15 protein-coding genes are annotated in these 13,020 nt (G+C 65.1%); 9 read left to right on the forward strand and 6 right to left on the reverse strand.

The features are described 5' to 3' along the window. Window positions 1-35: 35 nt before the first annotated feature. Window positions 36-728, reverse strand: a complete 693-nt coding sequence (locus ACSQ3E_RS16405; RefSeq protein ID WP_436123518.1) for a helix-turn-helix transcriptional regulator — start codon at window positions 726-728, stop codon at window positions 36-38. Between the two features lie 271 nt (window positions 729-999). Between ACSQ3E_RS16405 and ACSQ3E_RS16410 the strand changes: the two genes are divergently transcribed. The 8 genes from ACSQ3E_RS16410 to ACSQ3E_RS16445 all read left to right on the forward strand — a co-directional run bounded on the left by ACSQ3E_RS16410 (window position 1,000) and on the right by ACSQ3E_RS16445 (window position 8,772). Continuing rightward, a complete protein-coding gene (locus ACSQ3E_RS16410; protein WP_436123519.1) occupies window positions 1,000-2,109 on the forward strand; it encodes a class I SAM-dependent methyltransferase in 1,110 nt (369 codons plus the stop codon). Then, window positions 2,106-2,942, forward strand: coding sequence for a TrmH family RNA methyltransferase (locus tag ACSQ3E_RS16415; RefSeq protein ID WP_310320156.1), 837 nt, complete (start codon window positions 2,106-2,108; stop codon window positions 2,940-2,942). Before ACSQ3E_RS16410 ends, ACSQ3E_RS16415 begins: the two co-directional genes overlap by 4 nt. Window positions 2,943-2,951: 9 nt before the next feature. Further along, complete coding sequence (lspA, locus tag ACSQ3E_RS16420) at window positions 2,952-3,443, forward strand: signal peptidase II (RefSeq protein ID WP_310320158.1); 492 nt, start codon at window positions 2,952-2,954, stop codon at window positions 3,441-3,443. A gap of 330 nt (window positions 3,444-3,773) precedes the next feature. Next, window positions 3,774-4,481 (forward strand): SH3 domain-containing protein, encoded by a 708-nt coding sequence (locus tag ACSQ3E_RS16425; RefSeq protein WP_436123520.1) that lies wholly within the window; start codon window positions 3,774-3,776, stop codon window positions 4,479-4,481. A gap of 102 nt (window positions 4,482-4,583) precedes the next feature. Further along, window positions 4,584-6,875 carry an ATP-binding protein gene (locus ACSQ3E_RS16430; protein WP_436123521.1) on the forward strand — a complete coding sequence of 764 codons (2,292 nt, stop codon included), beginning with the start codon at window positions 4,584-4,586 and terminating at the stop codon, window positions 6,873-6,875. Between the two features lie 201 nt (window positions 6,876-7,076). Further along, window positions 7,077-7,907 carry a GNAT family N-acetyltransferase gene (locus ACSQ3E_RS16435; RefSeq protein ID WP_436123653.1) on the forward strand — a complete coding sequence of 277 codons (831 nt, stop codon included), beginning with the start codon at window positions 7,077-7,079 and terminating at the stop codon, window positions 7,905-7,907. Window positions 7,908-7,911: 4 nt separating this feature from the next. After that, window positions 7,912-8,265 (forward strand): MmcQ/YjbR family DNA-binding protein, encoded by a 354-nt coding sequence (locus ACSQ3E_RS16440; protein WP_436123522.1) that lies wholly within the window; start codon window positions 7,912-7,914, stop codon window positions 8,263-8,265. A 30-nt stretch (window positions 8,266-8,295) separates the two neighbouring features. Beyond that, complete coding sequence (locus ACSQ3E_RS16445) at window positions 8,296-8,772, forward strand: SRPBCC domain-containing protein (RefSeq protein WP_436123523.1); 477 nt, start codon at window positions 8,296-8,298, stop codon at window positions 8,770-8,772. Between the two features lie 30 nt (window positions 8,773-8,802). Here the strand turns inward: ACSQ3E_RS16445 and ACSQ3E_RS16450 are convergent, their stop codons facing one another. The 4 genes from ACSQ3E_RS16450 to grpE form a co-directional block, all read right to left on the reverse strand. Further along, window positions 8,803-9,150 (reverse strand): hypothetical protein, encoded by a 348-nt coding sequence (locus ACSQ3E_RS16450; RefSeq protein WP_436123524.1) that lies wholly within the window; start codon window positions 9,148-9,150, stop codon window positions 8,803-8,805. A 19-nt stretch (window positions 9,151-9,169) separates the two neighbouring features. Then, the gene (locus tag ACSQ3E_RS16455) at window positions 9,170-10,522 is read right to left on the reverse strand and encodes an NAD(P)/FAD-dependent oxidoreductase (protein WP_436123525.1); all 1,353 of its coding nucleotides are present in this window, start codon (window positions 10,520-10,522) and stop codon (window positions 9,170-9,172) included. Between the two features lie 69 nt (window positions 10,523-10,591). Then, window positions 10,592-11,224 carry a trimeric intracellular cation channel family protein gene (locus ACSQ3E_RS16460; RefSeq protein WP_310320172.1) on the reverse strand — a complete coding sequence of 211 codons (633 nt, stop codon included), beginning with the start codon at window positions 11,222-11,224 and terminating at the stop codon, window positions 10,592-10,594. A gap of 137 nt (window positions 11,225-11,361) precedes the next feature. Then, entirely contained in the window at window positions 11,362-11,994 is a 633-nt protein-coding gene (gene grpE / locus ACSQ3E_RS16465) for a nucleotide exchange factor GrpE (protein WP_310320174.1), read from the reverse strand. Between the two features lie 243 nt (window positions 11,995-12,237). Here grpE and ACSQ3E_RS16470 point away from each other — a divergent pair, with 243 nt between their 5' ends. Next, window positions 12,238-12,447 (forward strand): hypothetical protein, encoded by a 210-nt coding sequence (locus ACSQ3E_RS16470; protein ID WP_436123526.1) that lies wholly within the window; start codon window positions 12,238-12,240, stop codon window positions 12,445-12,447. 36 nt (window positions 12,448-12,483) lie between these two features. On the opposite strand, the gene ACSQ3E_RS16475 is transcribed toward ACSQ3E_RS16470, so the two are convergent. Next, window positions 12,484-13,020: a DUF934 domain-containing protein gene (locus tag ACSQ3E_RS16475; protein WP_436123527.1), complete on the reverse strand. Its 537-nt coding sequence runs from the start codon at window positions 13,018-13,020 to the stop codon at window positions 12,484-12,486.

Genomic DNA, 13,020 nt, shown 5'->3' on the forward strand with positions numbered 1-13,020 from the left:
TAGCTGGCGCCACTGTCAGATTCTGGCAGTGGTGATCAACGCTTCCTGGACGTTTCGAGCGTCGCCCGCCACTCCTTCAGCATGGCCGCGCGGCGGCGGGGATAACGCGTGTCGGTGGCGGCGAGATCGGAAATGCGGTCGGCGCGGAAGTGCCTGAAGTCCTCACGCATCTCGCACCACGCCACCATGACGCGGACCTTGTCGAAGAAGCCGAGCGCGAATGGCCAGACGATACGCCGCGAGCCCGCTCCCGAAGCGTCCTGATAGGTCATCTCCAGCTTACGCTCGGCGCGGATCGCCTTGCGGATGATGCCAAGGTCGGCGCCCTCGCGTGTCGCCTCGGCACTCGGGCCGACCAGGAGGGCCGTGGCGTCGAGTTCCTCGCGGAGGTCGTCGGGCAGCACGGCGGCGATCTTGGCGAGGGCATCGGTGGCCGCGGCCGACAGCCTGGTGTCGGGCTGCTTCGCCACCCATCGCGAGCCGAGCACGATCGCCTCGATCTCCTCGTCGGTGAACATCAGCGGCGGCAGCATGAAGCCGGGTTTCAGCACATAACCCAGCCCCGGCTCGCCTTCGATCGGTGCGCCCTGCCCCTGCAAGGTGGCGATGTCGCGATAGAGCGTGCGGATCGACACATCCAGCTCGCCGGCAAGCGTCAAGCCGCTCACCGGACGGCGGTGGCGACGCAGGATCTGGATAAGGTCGAGCAGGCGTTCTGAGCGCGACATGATTCTCGGACGGGTTTGGCGGCTACGATAGGCCGGGGTGTGCATCGCCGGAAGGCGTGGAGTGGCGAAAGCCCTTCAGTAGCCCTTGTGGTGAGCCTGTCGAACCACGAGGGCGCCGGGCGCGATATGCGCATGGCTCCAACACCCTCATGGTTCGACAGGCTCACCATAGGGTGTTGGAGGAGCCACGGCCTCCCCCGCGACCGCCCGTCCGGTTGCGGTGTATCGTGGCCTGTGTCAAAAGCGGCCAACCATCCGGAGACGCCGTTCCTTGAAGCATCCGCGCGACAAACGCCGCGACAGCCGTCCGCAACCGCCCCGCAAGGGCGGTGCCGCCCCTGCGCAGATGCACGACCGCACCGAGCGGCAGCCGGAGCGCAAGCCGGAGCAGCGCCCTGCCCCGCGCCAGGACCGTCAGCCAGAACCGAAGCATCAGGCAGAGTCGAAGTCGGAGCCGCGCAAGCTGACGCGTCGCGAAGGTGCATTTCCTGCCGAGCGCCTGCCGCTGATCCTCGAGGTCGCGCCAAATGACGACTACGCCCTGATTGACAGCGGCGACGGCCAGAAGCTCGAACAATACGGCCCCTACCGCATCGTCCGACCCGAGGGCCAGGCGATCTGGCAGCGCGCGCTGCCGGCCAGGGAATGGGAGCGCGCCGACGCCGTCTTTACCGGCGACACCGACGAAGAAGGCATGGGCCGCTGGCGTTTCCCCAAGGAACCGCTCGGCGAAACCTGGCCGATGCGCCATGACGGCCTGCATTATCAGGGCCGCTTCACCTCGTTCCGCCATGTCGGCGTGTTTCCCGAACAGGCGACGCACTGGGATCACATGGCCCGGCTGATCGTGGACGCCAAGCGCCCGGTCAAGGTGCTCAATTTGTTCGGTTACACCGGCCTTGCCTCGCTGGTCGCCGCCCGCGCCGGCGCCGAGGTGACCCATGTCGATGCCTCGAAGAAGGCGATCGGCTGGGCTCGCGAAAACCAGGAGATGGCCGGCCTCGCCAACAAGCCGATCCGCTGGATCTGCGAGGACGCGATGAAGTTCGTCGAGCGCGAGGAGCGCCGCGGCAGCCGCTACGACATCATCCTGTTCGATCCGCCGGCCTATGGCCGAGGCCCCAAGGGCGAGGTGTGGCAGCTGTTCGAGAGCCTGCCCGCCATGACCGACATCTGCCGCTCGATCCTGACGCCGAAGCCGCTGGCCGTGGTGCTCACCGCCTATTCGATCCGCGCCTCGTTCTTCGCCATCCACGCCCTGATGCGCGATACCTTCGCCGGCATGGGCGGCACCATCGAGTCGGGCGAGCTCGTCATCCGCGAGAAGTCGGCAGGACGCGCGCTTTCGACATCGCTTTTCTCACGCTGGGTGGCCAAATGAGCGAACACCGCACCGGAGCCCCTGGCCGCGTCAAGGAAGTGACCAGCCTCGCCAACCCGCTGGTCAAGGACATCAAGGCGCTGGCGCTGAAGAAATTCCGCGACCAGCAGAACGCCTTCATGGCCGAAGGGCTGAAGCTCGTCATCGACGCGCTCGATCTCGGCTGGACGATCAAGACCCTGATCTTCGCCAAGTCGGCGCTCGGCAACCAGGCGGTCGAGAAGGTCGCGGCACGCACTGTCGCTGCCGGCGGCGACGTGCTCGAAGTCTCCGAAAAGGTGCTGACGGCGATCACCCGCCGCGACAATCCGCAGGCGGTCGTCGGCGTGTTCAGCCAGCGTTTCGTGCCGCTCAAGGACATTCGCCCAAAGGGCAATGACGTCTGGGTGGCGCTCGACCGGGTGCGTGACCCCGGCAATCTCGGCACCGTCATCCGCACCGTCGATGCGGTCGGCGCCAAGGGCGTGATCCTCGTCGGCGAGACCACCGATCCGTTCTCGCTCGAAACCGTGCGGGCAACGATGGGCTCGATCTTTGCCGTGCCGGTCGCCAAGACAAACCCGGAAGCATTCCTTGCCTGGCGCAAGGATTTTGCCGGCACTGTCGCCGGCACGCATCTCAAGGGCGCTGTCGACTACCGCTCAGTCGATTTCGGCAACCGCCCGGTGCTGTTGATGATGGGCAACGAGCAGCAGGGCCTGCCCGACAATCTCGCTGATGCCTGCGACAAGCTCCTGCGCATCCCGCAGGCGGGCCGAGCCGATTCGCTCAACCTCGCGGTCGCCACCGGCGTCATGCTGTTTGAAATCCGGCGCGGCGCGCTGAAGCTTTAGGAGCCGCTGTTGAAGCCAGTCGCAGTCTACGGGATCGTCGCAGCTCTCGCCGTGGCGCTCGACCAATGGATCAAGGTGCTGGTCGAGGCCAATCTCGTCATGCACGAGAAGGTCGACCTGCTGCCGTTCCTGGCACTCTACCGCACCTACAACACCGGCATCGCCTTTTCGATGTTTTCCAATGTCGGTGATACCGGGCTGATCGTGCTGACGACGGTGGTCGTCGCCTTCGTCACCTTTCTCGCCATCAAGACGACGCCGGCGCAGGTCATCTCGCGCTTCGGCTTCGCGCTGATCGTCGGCGGTGCGCTGGGCAACCTCATCGACCGCACCGTCTACGGTCACGTCATCGACTACATCCTGTTCCACACGCCAGTGTGGTCGTTTGCCATCTTCAACCTCGCCGACGCCTTCATTTCCGTGGGTGCCGCCCTGGTCGTGCTGGACGAATTCCTGGCCTGGCGGCGCGGCCGCAGCGAGCCCAAGGCCGCCGACGAATAGGCCCGGCAGCATCGATCAAGTCACAATACAATATGTGACAAAGCCGTGAGGTCATCCTCAGCTTACCCACAGACTTGACTAAGCGGTTAAGATTTTTTTCACTAAGGTCGCAATCGGGTCCAAGGTCTGCCACAATCGCTCATCATGGTGCGTTCGGTGGACGGGCCGAAAGGTACCGACTGAACCTGTTTTGCGGCGACGCGGCGTAGATTTGCGGGTCGAAACGACAGGTGGGGGAGCTCGCTATTCCGAGCGCTTTGGGGCCTGAGTGGAGAGTTGCTAGTGAAAATGCCCTTCGGGTTGGGCGCAGCGAATCAGCCGCGCTCCGCGATGATGTTCATGAAAGCCGAGCCGGCTTCCTGGCGCGAGAACGCGCCGAACCGCGGCCTGGTCTGCGGCGTATTGGCAATGACCGCCCTGATGAGCGTCACCGCCGTGTCCGCCCTCTTCATCGTACCGCATATGGGCCAGAGCTCCGCCGACACCGTGCAGGAAGCCAGGCAGGCCGAGGCCGAGCCGTCCAAGGAAAAGATCACTACCATCATTGCCGAACCGACCGGCCGCAAGAGCCGCGTCGCTTCTGCTGCCAGCTCGATCATCGTTTCTGACGCCGTTGCCGAAGAAGCGTCCGACATGCCGCTGGCCGCCGACCCGCGCTGGGCGCAGGTGGTGAAGGCTGGCGCAACGCAGCCTCTCGAAGCGATGCCAGCCATTCCCGGTGCCGAAAAGGTCATCGCCAAGGACCCGACCGAAACGGCGGCACTGGCGCTTACCGACACCAATGCCAAGACCGACCCGGCTGAAACCGCCGCGGTCAAGGCGATCGAAGCCGAAGCCAAGCCCGCCGAGGCCAGCGAGGGTGGCAAGGCTGCCGTCATCAAGCGCTCGGTCAACATGCGCGCCAAACCGCAAAAAGGCGGCGAGGTGCTTGGTGTCATTCCGGCCAAGACGTCAGTCGAACTGGTTTCCTGCACCCAATGGTGCGAAATCGTTTTCAACGGCAAGCGCGGCTACGTTTACAAGAGCTACATCCAGTAATCGTAGTATTTTCTCGGCCGTCGCACGGCTAAAACGCACGACCGCTAAAATTCGAACTATCTGCCGAAATCTTCCCTAAGCTCTCGGTGTTAGGCTTCCGCCATGATGACGGAATCCGGCACAACGGGAGAAAAGACGACGCAAGGTGCGGCCATTGCCGACACCGACACGCAGTCGCATCGCCGCATCATCACCCCGCCTTCGCTTGCACCGGCTTTGCCGAAGGAGCCGCCGCGCGGCCTCTACTTCACGATCCTCGTCTCGGTCCTGGTGCTGTCGGGTCTTGCGCATCTGACCGGCGCGCCGATCTTCATCAGCGCAAGCCTGTTTGCCATCGGCCTCGCCGGCATGGTGCTTTTGTCGCGCAGCCTGGGCGAGCGCGCGCGCGCCGCCGAGGCGATCACCGAGAACGCCTCGCGCAACCGCGCCGAGATTGAGACCCTCGCCGACCGGATGTGGGAGCTGCAGGAAAGCGAAGAGCGCTTCCGCGGCCTCATCGACGCACTTGGCGACCTCGTCGTCCACCGCGACCGCGACGGCCGCATCGTCTACGCCAACAAGGTGTTCGCCGAACTCATCGGCCAGGATGCGCGCGACCTCGCCGGCCGCACGCTGGCCGAGCTCGGCGTCGATGTCGGCGTGGTGCCGGATGCCGCCTTCTCCGACGGCGAATGCCTGAGCTCCACCGATGTCGGCATCCGCTCCAATGGCGTCGTGCGCTGGTTCTCCTGGATCGAGCTTTCGGTACGCGACAAGGCCAGCAATGCGGTGTCCCACCGGGCGATCGCCCGCGACATCACCGCCCGCAAACGTGCCGAAGCCGCCTTGATCGGCGCCCGCGAGCGCGCCGAATATGCCAGCCAGGCAAAGTCGCGCTTCCTGGCAACCGTAAGCCACGAAATACGCACGCCGATGAACGGCATCATGGGCATGGCCAAGCTCCTGCACGACACCGAGCTGTCGCCGGAGCAGCGCACCTATGTCGGCGCCGTCTCGACCTCGGCCAGCGCGCTCTTGGCGCTCATCGAGGACCTGCTCGACTATTCCAAGATCGAGGCTGGTCGCTTCGATCCCGAGCCACAACCGATGTCACCGCGCGAAATCGCCGACAATGTCGTCGAGCTTTTGGCGTCGCGCGCGTTTGGCAAGGGCATCGGGCTCGGCTGCCATGTCGCGCCCAACGTGCCGCAGATGATCACCGCCGACCCCGGCCGCGTACGCCAGGTGCTGCTCAACCTGATCGGCAATGCCATCAAGTTCACGGACGCCGGCGGCGTAAGGCTCAATGTCGAGCGGACCGGCGACGATCATCCCGGCAAGATCCGCTTCACCGTGACCGATACCGGCCCCGGCCTGCGCGCCGAGGACGTGGAACGTATCTTCGAGGAATTCGAGCAGGCCGACGGCACGTCGACGCGATCGCATGGCGGCGCCGGACTGGGGCTCGCCATCTCCAAACGCCTGGTCACCGCCATGGGCGGCACGATCACCGTCACCAGCCAGCTCGGCGAAGGCTCGGAATTCGCCTTCGAGCTGCCGGCCTTTGGCGCCACCGACACGCCCCAGACCAACGCCGATGCGCTGGCCGGCCGACGCGCCGTCATCCTGTCGAAAAACGCCACCGAAGCGGAAGCGCTGGCCGAGACCATTCGCGCGCATGGCGGCCGCGCCGACATTGCGGTCACCCCCGAACAGGCCGCCGCCTTCGCCGAAGGCTGCAATGCGCTGCTGGTCGACGCCGCACTCGAGGACAATGACGGCCGCATGCTCAAGCAGCTGCGCGAAAACGGCTTTGCCGCCAGCGAGGCGGTCACGCTGATTGCGCCCACCGACCGCGGGCTGCTCGGCGAACTGCGTGCCAGCGGCTATGCGACCTTCCTCGCCCGGCCAGTGCGCGGCGAGACCCTGCTGCGAATTCTGCTGGCGAATCAGGGCGTCGTACCGGGCAAGCCGCAGCTCACGAGCCGGCGCACTGCTGCCAAGCCCGCGAATCATTCGCAGCTGCGCGGACTGTCGGTGCTGATCGCCGAGGACAACGACATCAACGCCATGCTCGCCCGCGCCGTTCTGGTGAAGGCAGGGCACCGGGTCGACGTCGTCAACAACGGCAAGGCCGCCGTCGAGGCGGTCACCGGAGCCAGCCGCAAGCGGGGCTACGATGTCGTGTTGATGGACATGCACATGCCCGTAATGGACGGATTGGACGCCATTTCGGCCATCCGCCGGCACGAAGAGCAGCATGGCATGGCTGCCGTGCCGATCATGGTGCTGTCCGCCGACAGCCAGGAAAAGACCCGCCACGCGGTGCTCGCCCATGGTGCCAGCGGCTTCGTCACCAAGCCGCTTGACCCCGATGTGCTGATCAATCTCGTCGAACAGCGCGCCGCCGCCTGAACTAAATCGGTGCGATTTTCCTAGCCGGCTACCCGACGTTGCTTGCTGGCCCAGACTTGCCGCGACAGGTTGATCACGATACTGTCACAATCCTGTAGCACCGACACCGTATCCCCGCGCCAGGAGGGATGGCTCGAAGGAGAATCACCCGTGCATACAGCCTTGCCGGACAGTGACACTCAGAAAGCCAACGGCGCCAAGGTGACAGTGCCTTCCAAACCTTTACTGCCAGGGACACCGCTCGGACGGATCGGGACACTCGAGGTTCGCCTCGCCCGGGACGAGGCGGAAATCGCCGCCGCCCAGGAAGTGCGCTACCGCGTGTTCTTCGACGAACTCGGTGCCAGAAAGCAGGCGCTGCACTCGATCGAACGTCGCGACGCCGACCGGTTCGACAACATCTGCGACCACCTGCTGGTCTTCGACACCTCGATCAATGGTCCCGAGCATCGCCGCATCGTCGGCACCTACCGCCTGCTGCGCCAGGAGCGCGCGACGGAGGCCGGCGGCTTCTACTCCGACGACGAATTCGAGCTGAACAAGCTCATCGCCCGCCATCCCGGCCAGCGCTTCCTCGAGCTCGGCCGCTCCTGCGTGCTGCCCGAATACCGCTCCAAGCGCACCATCGAGGCGCTGTGGCAAGGCATCTGGGCCTATCTGAACCGCTACGACATCGACGTCATGACCGGCTGCGCGTCGTTCCATGGCACGGTGCCGGCAGCGCATGCCGAGGCTCTGACCTATCTCGCCCATAACTGCCGCACCAGCGCGGATTGGGACGTGCGGGCGGTGGCCGGGCGCTATTGCGCCATGGACCTGATGCCGATCGAAGCGGTCAACGCCAAGTCGGCGATCGCCGCGATGCCGCCGCTGATCAAGGGTTACCTGCGCGTCGGCGCCAAGATCGGCGACGGCTGCGTCATCGACCACGACTTCGGCACGACCGACGTCTTCATCGTCATGCCGGTGAAGGAAATCGGCGCCCGCTACATCAACTATTACGGCGGTGAAACCCAGCGCTTTGCCGCCTAGTGCCGTGAGCGACGACCTCCAGCCTGCTTTCGACAAGCTGCTGGCTGCGGCCGAAGGACTGGCGGAGGTGGTTGAAGGCACCTCCTACGGTACGCCATCGCTTCATGTCCGCAAGAAATTCCTCTGTCGCGTCAAGGATGCCGACACGGTGGCGGTGATGTGTCCACTTGAGGAAAAGGAGATGCTGATGGAAGCCGATCCGCATCTCTATTTCGAGACCGCCCACTACAAGGACTGGCCAGTGATCCTGGTGCGCATCCACGACATCCCCATCGATCAGTTGCGGACACGGCTCGAACGCGCCTGGCTGATGCAGGCGCCGAAGACCCTGATCAAGGCGCGGCAAGCAGCCGGCTGATGGGACGGGCGGCCCGGCGCGAGGAGACACATGGCAGGCGGCGGTGAAACGAGACGGACAGACGCCGGATCGCGGCTCATCAAGGCCGCGCCCGACGTCATCTACCAGGCACTGATCGAGCCCGAAGCCGTGGCAAGCTGGCGTCCGCCGCAGGGCATGCGCGGTGAGGTCCTGGCCTTCGACTCGCGCGAGGGCGGCACCTTCCGCATGGCCTTCATCTATGAAGACGATGGCGGGCACGGCAAGACCACCGACAATGCCGATGTCTTCGAGGGCCGGTTCGCCGAACTGGTGCCTGGCAAGCGCGTCGCCGAGCTTGTCGAGTTCGAATCGGACGATCCTGCCTTTGCCGGGTCAATGCGGATCGTGACAACGCTGGAGCCGGTCGACGGCGGCACAAGGGTCACCGTCAGCTGCGAAGACGTGCCTGCTGGCATCAGCGAGGACGACCATCAGAAGGGCATCGCCTCGTCACTCGAAAACCTCGCCGCCTTCGTCGAAACCTGAGCACCGGTCCTGCAGGGTCCGGCGCCTGGATCAGCCGCAGGTTTCGGAGGCGAGCTCGTTCAGCCGCTGTTCCCTGACGGCGTCGGCGACGTTGGGTATCAGTGCCAGGCAGATCAGCACGCAGGTGCCGGCCGCCAGCAGCCGAAACGGCTTCCTGAAATGCCTGCCGTTCAGCACCGCTCCCGCACCATAGATGGCAAGTCCGAGAATACCGAAGAACAGCACAGGGCCCGGACCGTCGCAATCGATGCCGGACCCGCCCCAGGCCTTGTACTCATTCGCCGGCATCAGCCCGAGAAAGACGACGGGCAGTGCGACAACAAGCGCGGCATAGCCAAGGATGGCTGCAAGGCTGCGCCGCTGTTTCAACTCGGTCATGCCCCGGCGAACGCGTTCGTCATTGAGGCGCGGACGACGCTTGCATGGCGCCTGCCGCAGGCGGCGTACGCACGGCATCGGCAGTTGCTGCCTCGTCGTCGGCAGCAACCCCGCCCGCGTCGATCTGCGCCTCGCCCTGGGTGATCAGCCGGGCGCCGCGCTGGTTGCGGGCGTGAATCCACAGCCAGTTGATGGCCACGCTGAGCCGCGCCCGCGAGCCGATGAGGAAATAGATGTGGGCGATGCCCCACAACCACCAGGCAAGTGCGCCTTTCAGCTTGATCCAGCCGAAATCGATGACGGCGCGGCGCTTGCCGATCTGCGCCAGGCTGCCCTGATGGCGATAGCGGAACGGCCGCGGTCCGGCATCGCCACGCAACCGCGCCTTGATGGTGGCGGCGACGTGCTGGCCCTGCTGCTTGGCGGCAGGCGCGATACCGGGGGCAGGTTTGCCGTCCGGCCCGTTCACCGTCACCGTGTCGCCAATGGCGAAAATATCGGCGTGACCGGGCACCGTCAGGTCGGGCATGACCTGGAGCCGGCCTGCCCTGTCTGCCGGGGCACCAAGCCACTCGGCGGCGGGCGATGCGCGCACGCCGGCGGCCCAGATGATCGTCTTCGTCGCGAGGCGAACGTCGCCATAGGTGACGCTACCGGCGTTACAGTCGGAGACCGCGCGGCCGAGCTCGACCTCGATGCCGAGCTTGCGCAGCGAGCGCAGCGCATATTCGGACAGGTCGTCGGGGAAACCGCCAAGGACGCGCGGCCCGGCCTCGATCAACACCACCCGCGCCCTGCCGGTGTCGATGTTGCGGAAATCGCGCGGCAACGTATCCCGCGCCAGTTCGGCGATCGTTCCGGCCATTTCCACGCCCGTAGGGCCGGCGCCGACGATGACGAAGGTCAGAAGTGCCGCCTGCTTTTCCGGGTCGGTCTCGCGCTCGGCGCACTCGAACGCCACTAGGATGCGGCGGCGGATCGTCGTTGCGTCCTCGAGCGTCTTCAGGCCAAGCGCGAACTGCTCCCACTCGTCATGGCCAAAATAGGCGTGCCGCGCACCGGTCGCCAGCACCAGGCTGTCATAAGGCACCGTCTCGCCGCCTTCGAGCAGGACCTGGCGCCGTTCGGCATCGACGCCGGTGACGCTGGCCAGGATGGTCGTCACTTCCGGCCTGTTCGAGACAAGAGAGCGGATCGGCCAGGCGATCTCGGAGGTGGCCAGCGAAGCCGTCGCCACCTGGTAGAGCAGCGGCTGGAACAAATGATGGTTGCGCCTGTCGATGAAGGTGATGCTGACCGCAGCACCCGCCAGTCCCTTGACGACTTCCAGCCCGCCAAAGCCGGCGCCTACGACCACCACGCGATGCTGCATCGAATCTGTCCTCTGCTTCCTCAGCGCATAGTAGAACCAGCTTTGTGGACAGGTATAGAGCCTGATATCTCAGGGAATATCTTCGGGACGGCGGCCCGGACGGCTGCGATAGGCTGGAAAGGTCCAGCCGAACTTCAGCGCGCCGCCACGCACCATGAAGGCGGTGACGAAGGCGACGAAAGCCGACACCTGAGGCGGCAGTTCCGCCAGTTCGGCGAGCGTGTAGATGGCTGCCCCCACCATCGCCGCCGAGACATAGATCTCAGGCTTGAGCAGCACCGAGGGCTCGCCGGCAAGCAGATCACGCAGGATGCCGCCGAAGGTGGCGGTCAGCATGCCCATGATGATGGCGACGGTGGGCGATCCCGTGGCCTCCAGGCCCTTGGCCGCACCGATGGCGGCATAGGCGGCCATGCCGAGCGCATCGAGCCAGAGCAGCAGCTTGTAGCGGGATTCGACAAGGTGGGCGGTGAAGAACACCCCCACGGCCACCGCGGCGCAGACCAGCACATAGGCCGGATTGACCACCCAGAACACCGGCAGGCCAAGGATGACGTCACGGACGGTGCCGCCGCCAATGCCGGTGAAGCTCGCCAGGAACAGGAACCCGATGACGTCGAGCTCCTTGCGCGAGGCGGCAAGCGCACCAGTGGCAGCAAACACCGCCACGCCGGCATAATCGAGGTAGAGCAGTGGGTTCATGGACGACCAGCGAATAGTGAGTAGCGAATAGTCAGTAGGGAGAAAGGCGACCTGATGCTCAAGTGAGCACACATTACTCGCGAATTCCCTACTCACTACTCCCTATTCACCACTCACTTTTCGTCGCTATTCGCTTTTCAGGCGTCTTTTTCGGCCTGTTCGTTGACCGGGCCGGGCTCGGCCGGGGCATCGGCGACCTGCTTGGGGCCGCCCTTGGCGATGCCGACCATGGCCGGACGCAGCACGCGGTCGCCAATGGTGTAGCCGGACTGGGCGACATGCACGACCGTGTTGGCGGCAACGTCGGGGTTCGGCACTTCGAACATCGCCTGGTGGAAGTTCGGGTCGAACTTCTCGCCGAGCGGGTCCAGCTTGCGCACGCCGTGGCGCTCGAGCGCCGACAGCATCGACCGCTCGGTCACCTCGACACCCTCGATCAGGCTGGCGAGGCCGGCACCGCCTGCCGTCTTGGCCTCGTCGGTGACCGCCTCGATCGCCCGGCGCAGGTTGTCCGAGACCGAGAGCATGTCGCGGGCGAAATTCGCCGCCGAATAGGTACGGGCATCCTGGACGTCGCGCGCCGTGCGGCGGCGCAGGTTTTCCATCTCGGCTGCGGCGCGCAGGGCGCGGTCCTTCAGCTCCTCGTTTTCCTTCAGCAGCCGCACGAGGGCTTCATAGTCGCCTTCGACGCTGCCTTCGATCTTGTCGGCCTGGGCCTCGGCAGTCGCGGCTTCGTCAAGCGCGCGTTCGTCTTTTGCCTGGTCGCTCATCGCCATTTCCCGTTGTTTGGACACGTTCTAAGTTGCGCCCGATATCGAGGTTTGGGTACCAAAAATCAAGGGGCAAGGGCCGCCGGGACGGGATGCCGCGCCTTTGGACGCCCTCGTCTGCCGCCAGCCATTCAATGTTAATTCAAGTTTTACCATACGGGCCGACCATGTCTGAGGCGGGCAAGCAATGTGGGAACCATTTGCATCTGGCGGGAGTTTTGCCAGCGAACACAGGTTTCAGTCATGTCCAGCACACGCATCAACAAGACAGCAGCCAAGGTGGCGACGAACATCAGGCGAGAGCTTGCCTCCGAAAGCAACCTGCGCGTGCTGGAAGCGCTGCCGGCCTTCCAGGCCGACAAACAGCTGCCCAAGAAGCTGTGCCGCCTGCTCGACAAGCTTGAAGCAGCCGAGCAAGACAAGCCGCTTCGCAAGATGCTTGGCACAAGCTAGCGCGCCGGGCGTTCCCGCCCAGGGTTTCAGCTGTTTTCAGGTCGCGCTGCGGCGCCAGGAGTACTTCGCACCTTCCGACGGTGTTGCCGACGGCTTGGCGGTTGGCTGGTAGTAGAGCGACAGGCCGCCGACCTGGCCGGCTTCGAGCCGCTTCAACAGCACCGGATGCGATACCTCGAACTCGTTGAAGCCGACGCGCAGCATGTGCGGCAGCTGGTCGATCAGCACCTGGCCAGTCGCGCGCACGGCACCTTCGAAGCCGTGGCGGCTGCGCAACAGTTCGGCCTTCGAGAAGGAGCGGCCATCGTTGAAAGCGGGGAAGGCCAACGCCACAAGCGAAAGCTGGGCGAGATGGTCGACGATCTCCTCGAGCTGGTCGCCGGGCTGGAGCAGCACGCCGAGGCGCTCCTTGGCCGCTTCGCGCTGTTCGGGCGAGAGTTCGAGAAAAGCCTGAAGCGGCAGGATGACCCGGCTGTTGCCGGCCAGCGCGCTGGCATCCTCGGCATGGGTCCAGCCATCGTCCCTGAAGCCTTCTGGTGTCCAGAGGCGCGGCGCCGGTGTCGCTTCGGTCAT

Source organism: Aminobacter sp. LjRoot7 (assembly GCF_964252895.1).
Taxonomy (GTDB): domain Bacteria; phylum Pseudomonadota; class Alphaproteobacteria; order Rhizobiales; family Rhizobiaceae; genus Aminobacter; species Aminobacter aminovorans_B.